The organism is Thalassovita mediterranea, assembly GCA_019448215.1.
Taxonomy (GTDB): domain Bacteria; phylum Pseudomonadota; class Alphaproteobacteria; order Caulobacterales; family Hyphomonadaceae; genus Henriciella.
This window is the reverse complement of sequence record CP080408.1, coordinates 136,438-152,456: the sequence shown is the minus strand read 5'-3', so window position 1 is coordinate 152,456 and position 16,019 is coordinate 136,438. Positions and strand designations below refer to the sequence as shown.

Annotated in this window: 15 protein-coding genes; 5 read left to right on the top strand and 10 right to left on the bottom strand. The window is 59.5% G+C overall.

Features of this window, described 5'->3' with window-relative positions:
• Positions 1-62: 62 nt before the first annotated feature.
• From KUV46_00755 to KUV46_00745, 3 genes are all read left to right on the top strand, one after another.
• Entirely contained in the window at positions 63-944 is an 882-nt protein-coding gene (locus tag KUV46_00755) for a DUF817 domain-containing protein (protein QYJ00940.1), read from the top strand.
• Positions 910-2,850 (top strand): ATP-grasp domain-containing protein, encoded by a 1,941-nt coding sequence (locus KUV46_00750; GenBank protein QYJ00939.1) that lies wholly within the window; start codon positions 910-912, stop codon positions 2,848-2,850. The genes KUV46_00755 and KUV46_00750 overlap by 35 nt, the downstream gene beginning before the upstream one ends.
• 97 nt (positions 2,851-2,947) lie before the next feature.
• A complete protein-coding gene (locus tag KUV46_00745) occupies positions 2,948-3,352 on the top strand; it encodes a DUF1489 domain-containing protein (GenBank protein ID QYJ00938.1) in 405 nt (134 codons plus the stop codon).
• Positions 3,353-3,400: 48 nt separating this feature from the next.
• Here the strand turns inward: KUV46_00745 and KUV46_00740 are convergent, their stop codons facing one another.
• The 5 genes from KUV46_00740 to KUV46_00720 form a co-directional block, all read right to left on the bottom strand.
• Positions 3,401-6,289 carry an insulinase family protein gene (locus tag KUV46_00740; protein QYJ00937.1) on the bottom strand — a complete coding sequence of 963 codons (2,889 nt, stop codon included), beginning with the start codon at positions 6,287-6,289 and terminating at the stop codon, positions 3,401-3,403.
• 158 nt (positions 6,290-6,447) lie between these two features.
• Complete coding sequence (clpA, locus tag KUV46_00735) at positions 6,448-8,769, bottom strand: ATP-dependent Clp protease ATP-binding subunit ClpA (protein QYJ00936.1); 2,322 nt, start codon at positions 8,767-8,769, stop codon at positions 6,448-6,450.
• A 6-nt stretch (positions 8,770-8,775) separates the two neighbouring features.
• On the bottom strand, positions 8,776-9,147 hold the full coding sequence (clpS, locus tag KUV46_00730; protein ID QYJ02325.1) for an ATP-dependent Clp protease adapter ClpS: 372 nt from the start codon (positions 9,145-9,147) through the stop codon (positions 8,776-8,778).
• Between the two features lie 58 nt (positions 9,148-9,205).
• Positions 9,206-9,622 (bottom strand): DUF1499 domain-containing protein, encoded by a 417-nt coding sequence (locus KUV46_00725; protein QYJ00935.1) that lies wholly within the window; start codon positions 9,620-9,622, stop codon positions 9,206-9,208.
• Positions 9,623-9,749: 127 nt separating this feature from the next.
• A complete protein-coding gene (locus tag KUV46_00720; protein ID QYJ00934.1) occupies positions 9,750-10,163 on the bottom strand; it encodes a phasin family protein in 414 nt (137 codons plus the stop codon).
• A gap of 208 nt (positions 10,164-10,371) precedes the next feature.
• Here KUV46_00720 and KUV46_00715 point away from each other — a divergent pair, with 208 nt between their 5' ends.
• Entirely contained in the window at positions 10,372-11,352 is a 981-nt protein-coding gene (locus KUV46_00715) for a D-alanyl-D-alanine carboxypeptidase (protein ID QYJ00933.1), read from the top strand.
• 88 nt (positions 11,353-11,440) lie between these two features.
• On the opposite strand, the gene KUV46_00710 is transcribed toward KUV46_00715, so the two are convergent.
• Together KUV46_00710 and KUV46_00705 are read right to left on the bottom strand one after the other, a co-directional pair.
• Positions 11,441-12,283, bottom strand: coding sequence for a division plane positioning ATPase MipZ (locus KUV46_00710; protein ID QYJ02324.1), 843 nt, complete (start codon positions 12,281-12,283; stop codon positions 11,441-11,443).
• Positions 12,284-12,390: 107 nt separating this feature from the next.
• Positions 12,391-12,714, bottom strand: a complete 324-nt coding sequence (locus tag KUV46_00705) for a hypothetical protein (protein ID QYJ00932.1) — start codon at positions 12,712-12,714, stop codon at positions 12,391-12,393.
• A gap of 179 nt (positions 12,715-12,893) precedes the next feature.
• Between KUV46_00705 and panC the strand changes: the two genes are divergently transcribed.
• Positions 12,894-13,751 carry a pantoate--beta-alanine ligase gene (gene panC / locus KUV46_00700; protein QYJ02323.1) on the top strand — a complete coding sequence of 286 codons (858 nt, stop codon included), beginning with the start codon at positions 12,894-12,896 and terminating at the stop codon, positions 13,749-13,751.
• Positions 13,752-13,755: 4 nt separating this feature from the next.
• On the opposite strand, the gene KUV46_00695 is transcribed toward panC, so the two are convergent.
• From KUV46_00695 to KUV46_00685, 3 genes are all read right to left on the bottom strand, one after another.
• Positions 13,756-14,388, bottom strand: coding sequence for a murein L,D-transpeptidase catalytic domain family protein (locus tag KUV46_00695; GenBank protein QYJ00931.1), 633 nt, complete (start codon positions 14,386-14,388; stop codon positions 13,756-13,758).
• Positions 14,389-14,517: 129 nt separating this feature from the next.
• Complete coding sequence (locus KUV46_00690) at positions 14,518-15,186, bottom strand: GPP34 family phosphoprotein (protein QYJ00930.1); 669 nt, start codon at positions 15,184-15,186, stop codon at positions 14,518-14,520.
• Positions 15,187-15,270: 84 nt separating this feature from the next.
• Positions 15,271-16,014: a phosphoadenylyl-sulfate reductase gene (locus tag KUV46_00685; protein QYJ00929.1), complete on the bottom strand. Its 744-nt coding sequence runs from the start codon at positions 16,012-16,014 to the stop codon at positions 15,271-15,273.
• Positions 16,015-16,019: the final 5 nt, after the last annotated feature.

Genomic DNA, 16,019 nt, shown 5'->3' with positions numbered 1-16,019 from the left:
TTGCGGCAGATCGCCTTTGACCTGCCTTCCGGTCGCCCGGTTCAACAGTGAAAGAGCCTGTCATGTGGACATGGACGCAATGGCAGGACTTGCTCTCGAGGCAGCGTGAAAACGTCAGACGGCGGCTCGTGCGCGGGCCTGTCGGGGCCGCCTTCTTCGAGTTTCTGAGCTTCGGCATCAAGCAGGGCTGGGCCTGTATCTTTGGCGGTCTGCTGCTCGCGCTGATCCTGCTGACGCACCTGTTCTACCCAGAAGGCGCTCCGATCAGCCGCTACGACTTCCTCGTTGTCGCGGCGGTGCTCATCCAGATCATCTTGATCGCCACGGGTCTCGAAAGCCTCGAGGAAGCCAAGGTGATCCTCGCCTTCCATATCGTCGGTACGGCGATGGAAGTCTTCAAGACAGGCGCTGGCAGCTGGATCTATCCCGAAGAAAGCTTCCTGCGCATTGGCGGTGTGCCGCTCTTTTCCGGCTTCATGTATGCGGCGGTCGGCAGCTATCTCGCCCGCGTCTGGCGTATCTTCGACTTCCGCTTTGACAGGTTCCCGCCGCTCTGGCTGCAGGGCCTGTTGGCGACCGCGATCTATGTGAATTTCTTTGCCCATCACTATACGATCGACATTCGCAACGCGCTGTTTGTTGCGACTCTCCTGATCTACGGTCCATGTGTGGTCTGGTTCAGGCCGGATCGGGACCACAGGCCCATGCCGCTCGTCATCGGCTTTGGCCTGGTTGCACTTTTTATCTGGTTTGCCGAGAATATTGGAACACTTGCGCGGGCCTGGACCTATCCGGGGCAGGAGTCAGTCTGGAAACTTGTTTCTCCGGCAAAATTCGGCTCTTGGTACCTGCTGATGATCATAAGTTTCGTGCTAGTGGCGCTCATCCACCGGCACCGGGAAGGACAAGATGCTGAAAAGCCTGCTGATCGCGAACCGGGGTGAGATTGCCTGCCGGATAATCGAGACCTGCAAACGCCTCGGCGTGCGCACTGTCGCGGTCTATTCTGACGCTGACGTCTATGCCCGCCATGTCGCCATGGCCGATGAGGCCGTCCATATCGGCGCGTCCCCGGCGACAGAGAGCTACCTTCAGGGCGAACGCATCATTGAAGCTGCAAAAGCTGCAGGCGCTGAGGCGATCCATCCGGGCTATGGCTTCCTGTCAGAGAATGCGGACTTTGCAGACGCGGTCGTAAAGGCCGGCTTGATCTGGGTTGGCCCGACGGCGGCAACCATCCGATCGATGGGCCTCAAGGACGAAGCCAAGCGCATCGCAGAAGAGGCGGGCGTTCCGGTCCTGCCGGGCTATCGCGGCGAGGCGCAGGATGCTGCCACGCTGGAGGGCGAGGCCGAACGCATCGGCTATCCGCTCCTGATTAAGGCTGTCGCAGGTGGCGGTGGGCGCGGCATCCGCCTGGTGGCGAAGAAAGAAGACCTCGCGGGCGAGCTGGAAAGCGCCGTGCGTGAGGCAAAATCTTCGTTCGGCGATGGCCGCGTGATGCTGGAGAAGCTGGTCGAACAGCCGCGCCACATTGAAGTTCAGGTCTTCGGCGACAGCCATGGAGACGCCGTTCACCTCTATGAGCGCGACTGCTCCCTGCAGCGCCGCCGCCAGAAGGTCGTCGAGGAAGCGCCTGCGCCCGGCATGCCAGAGGATGTGCGCGGCGCCATGACAGGCGCCGCTGTCGATCTCGCCAAGGCGGTTGGCTATCAGGGCGCAGGTACGGTGGAGTTCATCGTCGATGGCACCCGGCCGCTCGCCAAGGATACGTTCTTCTTCCTTGAGATGAATACGCGCCTGCAGGTCGAGCACCCTGTGACCGAGCTCATCACTGGCACCGACCTCGTCGAGTGGCAGCTGCGTGTTGCCTCCGGTGAGAAACTGCCTCTGAAACAGGGTGATATCCCGCTAAACGGACACGCCATAGAGGCGCGTATCTGCGCCGAAGACCCTGCCGACAATTTCCGGCCGGGGGCAGGGCGGCTCTATGCCTTCAATCTCGGCAATGTCGAGCGTCTGTCCGAGAGCAGCGCTGGTGCGCCAGCCGACGCTCTGGACGGCGACCTCACACTCTACAGGCTTGATAGCGGCTTTGGTGCGGGCGACACCGTGCCTGCGGTCTACGATTCCATGATTGCCAAGTCGATCGTGAAAAGTTGGGACCGTGAGAGCGCAATCGATGCCCTGTCTGAAAGCCTCGGCGAAAGCATCATTGCGGGCATTCCGAGCAATGTCGGCTTCCTGAAGCGCTGCCTCGATCACCCCGTCTTCCGCAGCGGCGAGCATCACGTGAACTGGATCGCAGAAGAAATAGACGCGTTGACGCAAGCGAAGACCGACATCCGTGAAGCAGCAGGTCGTCTGGTGGCGCATGCGCTGCTGACGGATACCGGCGACACGCCATTCGACCAGAAGGATGGCTGGCGCCTTAACGCACCGGCTCGCCGATCCATCCGGCTAAAGCTCGACGGCGAGATTGCAGACATTGCCGTCGATGAGCGAGACCCGGCCATGGATATCATGCCCGCAATCTCTATCACCGATCACAGCTTTGCTGTCGCTGTTGATGGCGACACGGTCCTCGTCGACATTCCGGACTATGAGGCCGAGGCCGAGGCGATTGCAGGCGGCGACAAGGTGTCTGCGCCAATGCCGGGCAAGGTCATCGATCTGCGCGTCCAGCCGGGCGACGAGGTCACCAAGGAGCAGACATTGGCCGTCATGGAAGCCATGAAGATGGAGCACAGCCTGAAAGCGCCGCGTGATGGCGTGGTAAAGGCGGTGGGCGCCAGCGTGGGTGAGCAGGTCGCGGAAGGCGTCATGCTGGTCGAGCTGGAAGAGCTCTAGGCGGCCGTTTTTCCAGAGGTCCACTTTCCACAGGAATGACAGAGAGGGACTGGCCTCTCTTGCGGGCGGCATTAAATTTGTTCGCGTGAGCCTGAACATGGTCAAACTCTGCGTAGGCGCCGAAGAGATCGGCGACCTGGAAGCGTGGCAGAAGCGCCTGATGCGCTCCTATCCCCAACCTGTCCATCACACACGCATGGTGCCGAAACAGGTGGATGAGCTGCTTGATGGCGGCTCCATCTATTGGGTGATCAAAGGCCTGATCCAGGTCCGCCAGAAAATCACCGACATCCGTGTCATGGCCGACAGGAATGGCCGCAAGGCCTGCGAGCTTGTGCTGGATCCGGAAATCGTCCTCGTCGAGCCAACGCCGAAACGGCCCTTTCAGGGCTGGCGGTATCTGAAGCCCGATGAGGCACCTGCCGATATCAAGCGCGACAGCAAGGCCGAAGAGATCCCGCCTTCGCTCCACGCAAAGCTCAAGGAAGCCATGGTCTGGTAGGCCCGGCATCAGGCGCCTCCGGTCTGAAGGCGCCTGTGCTGGAGTGTTCTAGTCGCTCAGATCGTCGACAGCGTCATTGATCGCCACCGGCTCGCCATAGCCAAGCTCTGACAGCCGCGGCATCTGCGTCTCAGCATCGCCAACGATGACGTAGTTCATCTCGTCCGGACGGATGAGACGTGCGGCGAGACCCTGCACATCACCGAGGCTTAGCGCTTCCACCGCCTCGATCTCCTGAGAAACGAAATCGTAGGGCAGGCCATAGTCTGCGATGTCCGACAGGGCGCCGAGCTTTGCGCCAAGCGTCTCGAAACGCCGCGCCTGGCTCTTGGTGAAGAAGCTCTTCGTCACGGCGAGGTCTTCCTCGGTATAGGTCTCGGCGTAGTCGGAAAGGATGTCGCGTACGAGCGTTGCCGCTTCCAGCGTGACGTTAGAGCGGATACCGCTGCCGATCGTGAAGGTGCCGACTTTGTCGGTGCCGTCAAAGTCCGAGAAGATGCCATAGGTATAGCCTTTGCCTTCACGCAGCTCCTGCGTCAGCCGCGAGGCAAAGCCGCCCCCGCCGAGCCGGTAATTCATGGCGCCTGCCGTCACGAAGTCGGGATCGGTGCGGTTCAGCGACGGATAGCCAAAGCGGAAGACGGACTGGGACGAGCCCGGCACGTCATAGAAATACACGGTCGAGCTATCTGGCGCATCTGGTGCAGGCGCGTAGGTGAGTTCAGGCGCGTCGCCGCTCCAGCGCTCGGAGAGGCCAGAGAGCGCTGTCATGACATCATCCTTGCTGACATCACCCACGACGCGAAGGCTGCTCAGCTGCGGCACGAGATTGTCTGAATGCCAGGCTTTCAGATCATCGAGTGTGATCCCGTCCAGCGAGGTTTCGCTGCCAAGCGTGCTGAGCGCGCGCATGCTGTTAGCCCCGAAAGTGACATAGCTATAGGCCCGCGATGCGATCGCATTCGGGTCGGCCTGGTTTGCCTGGATTGCGTCGCGTGTGCGGGCGACCGCGAGATCGAATTCAGCCTCATCCCAGCGTGGCTCCAGCAGCATTTCCTCCACGAGCGCCATGGTTGGCAGGAAGTTGCGGGCGAGCGTCTCGCCATTGATCTCGAAAGCGTCGCTGGTCACATTCACGGACACATCTGCGCCGAGCAGGGCAAAGGCCTTGTCGAGCTCTGCTGGTGTCTTGCTGGCCGTGCCTTTTGTCAGAACTTCGCCGAGCATGTTCGCTGTGCCGGCCGTTTCCGGCGTATCGAGCAGGTGCCCGCCTTCGCTGGACAGCGAGAAGCGGACAAGCGGCAGCTCATCGTCTGAGATACCGTAGACCTTGATGCCATTCGCTGTCTCATCCTCCCACACATCCGGGGCGGCGACTTCGGGTGGTGCGCCATAGGGCGGCTCGACGCTGCGATCGATCAGCGACGGTGTGCGCTCATAGCTGCCGTCCGTTGTCGGATCGACCTCGTCCTCGGCGCCCTGAACAATTGGTTCGATCACGACCTCGGCACGCTCAGAACCTTCAAGCGCTAGTTCTGGCGAGCCGTTCGGCACGAAGCTGGTGGCGACGTAGTTTCGGCCCTTGATATAGGTCTCATAGACCCGGCGCACGTCTTCCGCCGTCACGGCCTGAATGCGGGCAAGGTCTTCGTCGATATATCCCGGGTCGCCCGCAAAGATGTTGTACTGGGCAAGCTGCGCGCCCTTGCCGAGAACGCTGCCAAGCGCCTGATAGAAAGCAACTTCCTGCTCGGTCTTGATGCGGTTGAGGTCGTCTTCGGTGATCGGCTCGGCCTCAAAGCGGGCAAGGCCGTCCTCAATGGCAGCGGCAACCGTGTCGAGGTCAGTGCCCTCAAAGGCACTGACCCGCAGGATCATTTCACCGGCAAGTTCGCTCGTATAGGCAAAGGCCGCGACTGACGGCGCGAGCTTCTCCTCGTCCACCAGTACCTCGTTCAGCGGCGCGTCCTTGCCATCCGTCAGTAGCTGCGCCAGCACGGCGAGCGGATAGCTGTCCGGGTGATATTCCTCGACGGTCGGCCAGACCATGTTGAGCTGCGGCTGCTTTGCGAAATTGTCCTCATGGAAGAGCTTCACCGTTTCGGTGACAACGCCCGGCTCTTTCGGCTGTGGCTCGATATCCGGGCCGCGCGGTATTTCCGCGAAATACGTCTCAACCCATTCGCGTGCCTGAGCGGTGTCGAAGTCACCGGCGACGACCAGAGTGACATTATTTGGTGTGTACCAGGTGCGGTAAAACTCTTTGACGTCTTCGAGCGTGGCGGCCTGAAGGTCTTCGAGCGAGCCGATCACCTGCCAGTTATAGGGGTGGCCGTCCGGATAGAGCGCCTTGTGCATCACATAGAAGGTATGGCCATAGGGGCGATTATCGACGCCCTGGCGCTTCTCATTCTTGACGACCTGCTTTTCCTTGGCGAGCACAGGCTCGGTCACCGTATTGATGAACCAGCCAAGCTTGTCAGCCTCCGCCCAGAGCATCTTCTCGAGCGCATCATTCGGAACGGTCTGCAGGTAGTTGGTGCGGTCACGGCTGGTCGAGCCGTTTGCGCCCGATCCACCAATGCGCGCGCTCAACTTGTCGAGACCGCCGGGGCCGAGGTTCTCGGACTCGAGGAAGAGCAGGTGTTCAAACAGGTGGGCGAACCCGGTCCGGCCGGGCTTCTCCCTCGCAGAACCGACATGCGCGGTAAGCGACACAGCAACGACCGGATCCGAGCGATCCACATGGAAGATGACTTCCAGCCCGTTTTCCAGTGTGAACTTCTCATAAGGTAGAAGCGTCGTCTCGGCGTCTGCTGCCTCCGTCGCTGCCAAATTTGCTTCGCTGGAGGTGCTGGGTGCCGGAGCGGTGTCAGCCGTGCTGCACGCTCCCATCATCAGAATGGCGGAAGCGAGAACGAGCTGGGACACATGCATGATGGCACTCCATGGACAGGGTGGATTCCGAAATGGACCAGACCTGTCTACAGACTGCGCGGCACGCCGCAACAAAGATAAGTTATTGGGAGAGGATTGTAGGGAAAGGCCCGGCGGGCGACCACGAGGGGTGCACCCGCCGGGCGATTTCAGACAGCCTAGTCGACCTGTTCAGGCTTGCCCGGCTTTTTCTTTTTCGACTTCTTCGTCTTGTCCTCAATGTATTCGAAGGCAAGCTTCTCGTCGTCTTCCTTGTCGACCGTGATCTTCACCGCGCCGCCTTTGGCGAGCTTGCCGAAGAGGAGCTCCTCGGCCATCGGCTTCTTCACATGCTCCTGGATCGTGCGGGCCAGAGGACGCGCGCCGAACTCTTCATCGAAACCACGCGCGGCGAGCCAGTCGCGGGCATCTTCGGAAAGCTCGATCGTCACATTGCGGTCAGCTAGCTGCACTTCGAGCTGAAGCACGAACTTCTCGACCACCCGTTCGATAATCTCAGGCGTCAGGCCGCCAAATACGATGGTCGCGTCGAGGCGGTTGCGGAATTCCGGCGTGAAGAGACGTTTGAGAGCTTCTTCCTGCTCGTCTTCCTTCTTGCCCCGGCCAAAGCCGATGGAGTTCTTCGCCGCGTCAGACGCACCAGCATTGGTGGTCATGATCAGAATGACATTGCGGAAGTCGACCTTGCGGCCATTCGCATCCGTCAGCGAGCCATTGTCCATCACCTGAAGCAGGATGTTGAACAGGTCCTGGTGAGCCTTCTCGATCTCGTCGAGCAGCAGGACACAGTGCGGGTGCTGCATGACGCCATCGGTCAGCAGGCCGCCCTGATCGAAGCCGACATAGCCCGGAGGCGCGCCGATGAGGCGGGACACGGTGTGGCGTTCCATATACTCCGACATGTCGAAGCGCAGGAGCTCTACACCCATGATCGACGCCAGCTGGCGTGCGACTTCGGTCTTGCCGACACCGGTCGGGCCGGTGAACAGGTAGGAACCGATTGGCTTGTTCGGCTCACGAAGGCCAGCGCGCGACAGCTTGATCGCCGAGGACAGTGCTTCGATGGCATCGTCCTGACCATAGACCACGCGCTTGAGGTCCGGTTGCAGGTTCTTGAGCGCGACCGCATCGTCCTTGGTGACCTGTTTAGGCGGAATGCGGGCGATCTTCGCGATCACCGCTTCAATCTCCTTGGCACCGATCTGCTTGCGGCGGCGGTGTTCAGGGACTAGCCACTGGGTCGCGCCAGCCTCATCGATCACGTCGATCGCCTTGTCCGGCAGCTTGCGGTCCGTGATGTAGCGGGCTGACAGCTCAACGGCGGTCTTGATCGCGTCATTCGTATAGCGAATGCCGTGGAAGTCCTCGAAAGTCGGCTTGAGGCCGGTGAGGATCTTGATCGTATCCGGCACGGTCGGCTCGACCACGTCGATCTTGCGGAAGCGGCGGGCGAGGGCACGGTCCTTTTCGAAGTGCTGCTTGTACTCCTTGAAGGTCGTAGAGCCCATGCAGCGAACCTCGCCGCTTTGCAGCGCAGGCTTCAGCAGGTTGGACGCGTCCATTGCGCCGCCAGACGTGGCGCCAGCACCGATGACGGTGTGGATCTCGTCGATGAACAGGATGCCTTTTTCCTGTTCACCGATTTCCTTCATCACGGCTTTGAGGCGTTCCTCGAAGTCGCCGCGATAGCGCGTGCCAGCGAGCAGGGCGCCCATATCCAGCGCCCAGATGACCGCATCGTCGAGGATCTCAGGCACTTCGCCATCAACAATCTTCTTGGCGAGACCTTCAGCGATGGCAGTCTTGCCAACACCCGGGTCACCGACGAGGATCGGGTTGTTCTTCGACCGGCGGCAGAGCACCTCGATGCAGCGTTCGATCTCGGAGTCGCGCCCGATCAGCGGGTCGACCTTGCCTTGCTTGGCCTTCTCATTGAGGTTCACGCAATAGGCTTCCAGAGCCTCTTTTGCAGGGCCAGGCTTCTGTTGCTGTTCGGTTTCCTCAGAGCCGCGCGGCGTCGTCGAGCGCGACATCCCTGGCGATTTCGCAAGGCCATGCGAGACAAAGTTCACCGCATCATAGCGCGTCATGTCCTGCTCCTGCAGGAAGTAGGCAGCATGGCTTTCGCGTTCGGAGAAGATGGAGATGAGGACGTTCGCGCCAGACACTTCATCACGGCCCGAGCTTTCGACATGCAGGATGGCGCGCTGCACCACGCGCTGGAAAGCGGCGGTCGGCTGCACCGATGTCGTCGGGCTGTCGGTGATCAGGCTGGACAGCTCATCATCGATATATTGGGTGAGGGACTGGCGCAGGTGCGGAATGTCGACCTTGCAGGCCGTCATCACTTCAACAGCGTCCGTGTCTTCTGTCAGGGCCAGAAGCAGGTGTTCGAGGGTGGAATACTCATGCGAACGCTCGCCAGCGAGGTTCAGCGCTTTTTCCAGGGCAGTTTCGAGACTGTCGGTCAGTGAGGGCATCTAGCTTTAATCCTCTTTTTCCATCGTGCATTGCAGAGGATGTTCGTTGCGCCGCGCCAGATCCATGACCTGGGCAACCTTGGTTTCGGCGACCTCGAAAGTGTATACGCCGCAAACCCCCACACCCTTCTGGTGTACATGCAGCATAATCCGAGTCGCCTGTTCCGGGCTCTTGTTGAAGAATTGCTCCAGAATAAAGACGACAAACTCCATTGGCGTGTAGTCGTCATTCAGAAGCAGTACCCGGTACATGCTTGGTTTTTTTGTCTTTACCCGCGTCTCGGTGACGACGCCGGTTCCGTCCGTATCATCGGTCCGGCCGGGCCCTGTCGGGTCTTCCGGATCTGAGAGTGTTGGTCTGTAGTCGTTTGCGGCCATGATCATGACATAGGTTGGCTTGCTGGCAATTTCAGCCTGATACGTTCTGCTCTACTGATCAAGCTGTAGCTGCCGCATTTCCTTTCAACTCCGAAAGCAGCGAATGGACGCGCTTCTGATTGGCCTTGAAGTCGTATTTTCCGAGACGGGAGCGGGAATAGATGGCCAGTTCACTGGTTTGAGCGCCGTCCTTGGACGGTAAGACGCGCACCGACACATCGTCCTTGAATTTCAGAAGCTTGGTCGTCGCGACAATTTCGATCTGCATCTTCTCGTCGTCATGCGTCGCTATCGTCCAGTTGTCCTTGGTGCCCGCCAGCATCTTCAGGCGCTGGTAAAGCGCTTCAGCGGGCTCGCCGAATACAGGCGAGCGTTCATCGGCCTCAGCTGTCGAGCTTAAACCCGAAGGCAGGACCAGATAGGTGTTCGGCGTATCCGGCCGAACCAGCGTTTCGAAGGAAACTGTTTTGCTCATGATGAAAATATAGGTCCCGGTCTAGCGGCATGCACGGGGCAAGTTGCAGTGCCCAAAACGAAAAGGGCCAGCTGCGGGTGCAGCTGGCCCTTCGATCATTCGAATGCCTGATTTTCAGGCAGCCTCATCAGGAGGCTTTTGCCTTGGAAGCAGCTTCCTTGGTCTCGGTCGTGGCGGTCTGCATGTAACCAGCGAAAGGCTGGAAGCAGTCTTTCATCGCCGAGCTGTAGATGTCAGCGAGTTCGCTGAGGCCGTCGAGATGCGCCTTCATTGCGGTGCGCATGTAGTTCGACTGGATTTCCAGTGCTTCTTCCATCGACGTGACACCAGCCAGCGTCTTGCTGGTTTCGACCGTCATGCTCATGCGGTCCTGGGCCTGACGCATAACGGCGGCGCTAGCGTCCTGGAAGCTTTTCACGGAAGCTTTTGCGCTTTCCGTGCCTGCGGACATCGCGTCCTTGCTCATATCGCCAAAAGGGAATGCCTTGACGAAAGTCTGAGGATCAAACGTGCCAAAAGAGTAGGTGTCGGTCTTAGCCATGAAGAAATCTCCTTCTATGGCATTCTATATAGTCCACCCGTTTCGCAGTTGCAACATCTTTTTGTGCGGTGCACAAAAATTACGCCTGGCACGGGAATTGCGGGTTAACAGATCGCGCCATGCGGTTAACGGCTGGATAACTCATTTCTATCATCCTAAGGTCTTCCCTGCAGAGGACGGGGACTGCATCAATTCACGGAGGGATCATATGAAGCTCGGTTTCATTGGACGACTTGCGCGTGTCACGTTGGGGGTGCTCGCGATAAGTTTGATGCCCGCCCAGTTCGCGCAGGCTGAGAAGTACGCGTCCATCGTTGTCGATGCTGATACCCACGAAGTGCTGCATGCGCGCAATGCCGACGCGCTGCGCTATCCAGCCTCCCTCACCAAGGCGATGACACTTTACATGGTGTTCGATGCGCTCAAGGCAGGTGAGATTACGCTCTCTGAAGAACTGCCGGTGTCTCGCGCAGCTGCTTCACAGCCGCCATCCAATCTGCGTCTTCGCGCTGGCTCCACCATTACGGTGCGCGACGCGATCCGCGCGCTCGTCACGAAATCTGCCAATGATGTGGCTGTCGTAATCGCAGAGCGTCTTGGCTCTTCAGAATCCCGCTTCGCTACGCTGATGACTGCAAAGGCGCGCTCCTTTGGCATGACCCGCACGACCTTCCGCAATGCGTCGGGCCTACCTGACGCCGCGCAGATGTCGACGGCACGTGACATGGCCATTCTCGCAGAACGCCTGCTCGAGGATCACTCCGGCTACTATCACTATTTCTCCACTGACAGCTTCCAGTGGGGCTCCCAGAAGTTTCCGAACCACAATGCGCTGCTCCGCTCGGTCGATGGCGTTGACGGTATCAAGACCGGTTACACCCGCGCATCCGGCTTCAATCTCATGTCGTCTGCCCGCCGCGATGGTCGCCGCGTGATCGCCATCATGTTCGGCGGTTCTTCGTCGCTTTCGCGCAACCAGCACGTCTCCGACCTTATCGAGGCTGCGTTCAGCACATTTGAAACGCCGCGCCTGCCGGATACCGCGCTTGCGAGCTATGCGATGAACAACATCCAGCGCCCGGGTAATATCAACGCCGCAGCCATGCCGATGCTGAACGGTGAAGTCTTCACTCCAGCCACGATTGGCGAAGGCGACGAAAGCGCTCCGCTGCGTGTCGCGCCGCGCTAGGGCCACGCCAGACCAGTTTAGTAGAGTTCAGTAAGAAGCCCCGGCCGATCATCTCGGCCGGGGCTTTGTTTTACCAACTGACGCTGTCTCAGATGACGAGATCGGCGTCAGCAAGCTCAGGCAGCTTCAGCATCAGGACCAGTTCGCGCAGCTCCTGGCGGGCGGCGACATGGCTCATCGTGAAAGCGAAGTTCGATCCCTTCTCGGTGAGGTCGAGCAGGGTGAGGCCTGCAGGGAAGAGCTCGCGGTAGATGACGCGCTCGGACAGGCCCGGCGCAATGCGGAAGCCGACCCGCTTGGACAGATTGTCCATTGCTTCGCCGACCTTCTGCTTGTTGCGCGCTTCGAGCGGTGAGGTGCGGTTGCGCATGACGATCCAGTCGACAGGGCGCTTGCCCGCCATGGCGCGTGCCTTGCGGCAGGACCAGACCATCTCCGAATAGAAGCTCGGGCGCAGCACCTGCAGCGTTTGCGGGTTCACATCGCCCAGAAGGTCGAAATCAACAAAGCTGTCATTGAGCGGTGTGATCAGCGTGTCGGCCTTCTCATGCGCAAGGCGCGACAGGAACGTGTCGCTGCCGGGCGCATCGATAATGATCACGTCGCAAACCGTCGCAAGGCGCTGTAGCGCGTCTTCAAGACGGCTCGCTTCCTCGGCTTCGGCCTCATCCAGGCTTCGATGCGTACTCGCATCCACGCGGATCATATCCGGCATAGGGAGGCGGGAGCTTGTCGTCTCAATCCAGCGATAGCGGTTCTCGAGATAGCGGGTGAATGAGCGCTGGCGCACATCCAGGTCGATCGCGCCGACCCGTTTGCCCTGGCGCAGCAGGGCAATACAAAGATGCATCGCGACGGTAGACTTGCCCGCACCGCCTTTCTCATTGCCGATCGTGATGATGCGGCAGGGACGCGACGGCGCATCATTCATGTGCGCGCCGTCCGTATGCGCGGATCCAATGGACCCGAAGCCATCAGCAGCCATTACAGCCCCTTCCAGATTGCCCAATTGTATTCGATCGCCGGCGACGCAGCCTGTCAGGCAGGCGCGAGACCGGCAGATCGGTCAAACAGAATATTGTCCAGCCATGTCGGCTCGCTGCGTTCTGGACGGTAGGCTGTCGGGCGATCGAACAGCTCATCATCGAACATGACATCATCCTCAAGACCGCAATGGTCGGAGAATTCCACCCTGTAATGGGACGGGCGCACTTCGATGATCGGTGCTGCGTTTGCGATATCCACGAGACAGTTGCGGAGCCTGCAGAGCGACGCGGTCAGACGTGAAAACACGTCCGTCTTGCCGACAACAGGGCGCTCGTCTTCGAAAAGCCAGTCGTCATGACCATGGCTCGTGCTCATGGAGGGCCTGCGTTCACCAAGGTTGACCAGCGGTCTTTTTAGTTTGAACGGCAGGGCCGCGCGGGCCAGAAACGTTTGCAAGAGAGACATATCGGACTTTCTCATAAAGTGAACAAATCGGCCTAATTGGTTAATACCTCGTTGAGGAAACCAGAATTCGGAGACTTCTCCAAGTGAGCATGCAGCAGGCAAAGATTGTCAGGACTCGCGCGGATTTGCAGCGTGAGATTTCAGCGGTCCACAAGTCAGGACAGCGTGTGGGATTCGTCCCGACGATGGGCGCCCTGCATGACGGTCACATCTCACTGGTGACGAAAGCCAGGGAGAATGCCGATTTCGTCGTGGCCAGTATCTTCGTCAATCCGACCCAGTTCGCGCCGGGCGAAGACCTTGATCGCTATCCCCGTAATGAAGAGGGCGACGTGGCCCGGCTCAGCGCGGCGGGCTGTAATCTCGTCTATTGTCCAAGCGTTGATGAAATATACCCCGAAGGCTCCCTCACCAATGTCCGGGTTGAGGAGATGTCGGACCTTCTGGACGGGATCTATCGTCCGCACTTCTTCTATGGCGTTGCCACCGTGGTGGCCCGGCTCTTCATCCATGTTCGCCCGGACGTCGCTGTCTTCGGCGAGAAGGACTATCAGCAACTCCAGATCATCAAGCGTATGGTGCGTGATCTTGGCTTTGCGATCGAGATCATCGGAGGAACGACCTGGCGCGACGAAGATGGTCTCGCCCAGTCCTCCCGCAATGCCTATCTCAGCGAGGAAGAGCGCCGCCGCGCAAACGCTATCTTCTCAGCGCTGCACCGTGCGGCCTGCCGGCTCCGTATTGGATGTCCTGTCGAGGACGCCATGAAAGAAGCCCGCGGCACCATTCTGGCGGCGGGCTTCTCAAAGCTCGATTATGTCAGCGCGGTCGATCCGGTCACGTTGCAGGATCTTCCCGACGGCCCGATGGAGGCCGGACAGGACTGCCGCCTCCTCGCAGCAGCCTGGATGGGATCAACCCGCCTGATCGATAATATAGGTGTGTGAGCTCTTAGCGTGAGCCTCTGGACTTACCGGCGCTCGCGAACTGCTGGTTCGGAGTATCGCCGCGCACATAGATCAGGACACCATTTGCAATCTCGGGAATGAGCCTTTCAGCGACGGCACGTTCGAGGGCAGGGCACCCCCAGCTACGGCCCATCTTGGTGCGGGTCGGCGTCACATAGTCAGCGCCATGGATCACGATCGCACGCTCACGGGCCCGCGAGTTCTCCTCGTCGAGACCATCGAGGCGCAGCGACAGACCATGCTTGCCGTAATATGTTTCGGCCGTCACATAGGTGCCGAGCGACGTCATCTTCGAGCCGCTCACATTGGAGAACGCATCGGCGATGCCGTCATGATCCAGGTCCGAGTTGCGCCCGTGTGAAACGAGGAAGCTCTCGGCCTGCATGGTGTTCATGTCCACCAGGAAGAAACGCGGCTCGCTCGAATGGCGGCTATAGTCGATGACGATCATCATGTCGTCATTCTTGACCTGTTCGTGATGGAAGGATTTGGCCGCAAGGGCTTCGCCCCAGAGGTCTGCTCCCATCGCGTCAGTCGGCGTTTTGGCGAAAGCGGCGCTCCCTGCGAGGGTGGCGGCCGCAAGCGATAACGAGAAGAAACGGATAAGTGCTTTCATGGTTCCCAACTTGCCAAAAGAATTTGGCAGAAGTTTGAAGAGGGTCACAAAAGGTTCCCCGCAAACTGCAATAAATGCTGCAGGTTACGTAGTTTTCACATTTCCGCCTCTGAGTGGCGGGTCGAGAGCCTAGCTCGACGTTGCGACGGTCGCCGCCGCGACAGTCGTCACTATGAGGGCTGCCTGCACAGCGGCGATGGCATCGACCGTTGCTTTCGACGGCTCCATGCCGCCTTCGGCAATTTCCTTGGTGCGCTTCTTGTGGGTGTTCAGCTCAGCCTTGTCGAAATTCCGGCGCAGCAGCCCCGTCTTGTCGGCAAGGGCAATCGCCACGCAGTCTCTGGCTTCTGGCGGTTTGCCTTCGAACATGACAGCGTGAAGATGTTCGACCAGGCCAGCTTCGACTGACGGGTCTGCCTCAGGGTAGTGGGTCCAGTTGAAGAACAGGAAAGACTGAGGGTCAGTCGTCAGTACGCCTTTTTCTGCAAGGGCCGATGCCTGCTCGCGGAACAGTTTCGACTTGTTGGCGAGCTTGTTCACATAGGTCTTGATGGACTTTCCGCTGCCTACTTGTTCGAGAACGTCCAGACAGAAGTCCAGAAACGCGTCGCCTGTCGCTGAGGCATCAACAATGACGAGATTCTTTGCCTTCGCTTCGTCATGTGCGAGTCGGCCCGTCAGGATAAGCTCTGCAATGGCGCCGCCTGCGAGGCCATATTCGACGAATTCTCCTGCCTTCTGGCCTGTTTCATTCTTCAGCGAAAGCAGGATGAGGCCTTCAGGGATCGTCAGTGTCATAGTCGTCTGTCCAGTCAGCGACGTGCAGATCCACGCCAGTCTGGACAGACGATATATCGATTTTCAATAAAAATCCAGAGCAGTCTAGAAGACGCGCGGACGCTCAGCCTTTTCGACGTGCAGGCCGCATTCGGTCTTTGCCATACCGGCCCAGCGGCCAGAACGGACATCAGACGGGTCTTCTGCAGGGCGCGTGCAAGGCCAGCAGCCAATCGACGGATAGCCCTGTGACACCAGCGGGTGCTTCGGCAGGTTACGCTGCACGAAATAGCGGTCGACATCTTCCTGCGTCCAGCTTGCCAGCGGGTTCACCTTGTAGCGGCCATTGGCGTGCTCAAACACAGGCAGGCTCATACGGGCGCCGCCATGGAAGCGCTTGCGACCGGTAATCCAGGCATCGAAGCCTTCCAGCGCAGGCTCAAGCGGGCGCACCTTGCGGAGTGAGCAGCAGGCGTCCGGATCGGTCTGCCAGAGGCGGTCCTTCGGGTCGATAATCTTGCGCTCGGTCTCGTTCGGCTTGATTTTCTGCACATTCGTGAGGCCCAGCCGGTCGATCAGCTCATCCTTGTAGTCCAGCGTCTGCGGGAAATGCAGACCGGTCTCGAGGAAGACGATCGGGAAATCCGGATCGACATCCGCGATGAGCGACAGCATCACAGCGCTCTCTGCGCCGAAACTCGACACATAGGTCAGCTTGCCCGCCCACTCTCGCACCAGAGATGCGCGCAGGATCGTGGTTGCGGACGCGTGACGCAGCTCACCATTGAGGCGGGCAAGCCGCTCCTCAACGGGCTGTCTCAGACGTGTCTGATAATCGGCATATGGCATATAAG

What these genes read in the sequence shown, in the direction of transcription:
- KUV46_00725 (QYJ00935.1), bottom strand. Translation starts at nt 9,622, where the DNA reads ATGAGCAAAACAGTTTCCTTCGAAACGCTGGTTCGGCCGGATACGCCG.
- KUV46_00710 (QYJ02324.1), bottom strand. Translation starts at nt 12,283, where the DNA reads ATGAATGATGCGCCGTCGCGTCCCTGCCGCATCATCACGATCGGCAAT.
- KUV46_00705 (QYJ00932.1), bottom strand. Translation starts at nt 12,714, where the DNA reads ATGAGCACGAGCCATGGTCATGACGACTGGCTTTTCGAAGACGAGCGC.
- KUV46_00695 (QYJ00931.1), bottom strand. Translation starts at nt 14,388, where the DNA reads ATGAAAGCACTTATCCGTTTCTTCTCGTTATCGCTTGCGGCCGCCACC.
- KUV46_00750 (QYJ00939.1), top strand. Translation starts at nt 910, where the DNA reads ATGCTGAAAAGCCTGCTGATCGCGAACCGGGGTGAGATTGCCTGCCGG.
- clpA (QYJ00936.1), bottom strand. Translation starts at nt 8,769, where the DNA reads ATGCCCTCACTGACCGACAGTCTCGAAACTGCCCTGGAAAAAGCGCTG.
- clpS (QYJ02325.1), bottom strand. Translation starts at nt 9,147, where the DNA reads ATGGCCGCAAACGACTACAGACCAACACTCTCAGATCCGGAAGACCCG.
- panC (QYJ02323.1), top strand. Translation starts at nt 12,894, where the DNA reads ATGCAGCAGGCAAAGATTGTCAGGACTCGCGCGGATTTGCAGCGTGAG.
- KUV46_00690 (QYJ00930.1), bottom strand. Translation starts at nt 15,186, where the DNA reads ATGACACTGACGATCCCTGAAGGCCTCATCCTGCTTTCGCTGAAGAAT.
- KUV46_00685 (QYJ00929.1), bottom strand. Translation starts at nt 16,014, where the DNA reads ATGCCATATGCCGATTATCAGACACGTCTGAGACAGCCCGTTGAGGAG.
- KUV46_00720 (QYJ00934.1), bottom strand. Translation starts at nt 10,163, where the DNA reads ATGGCTAAGACCGACACCTACTCTTTTGGCACGTTTGATCCTCAGACT.
- KUV46_00745 (QYJ00938.1), top strand. Translation starts at nt 2,948, where the DNA reads ATGGTCAAACTCTGCGTAGGCGCCGAAGAGATCGGCGACCTGGAAGCG.
- KUV46_00740 (QYJ00937.1), bottom strand. Translation starts at nt 6,289, where the DNA reads ATGCATGTGTCCCAGCTCGTTCTCGCTTCCGCCATTCTGATGATGGGA.
- KUV46_00715 (QYJ00933.1), top strand. Translation starts at nt 10,372, where the DNA reads ATGAAGCTCGGTTTCATTGGACGACTTGCGCGTGTCACGTTGGGGGTG.
- KUV46_00755 (QYJ00940.1), top strand. Translation starts at nt 63, where the DNA reads ATGTGGACATGGACGCAATGGCAGGACTTGCTCTCGAGGCAGCGTGAA.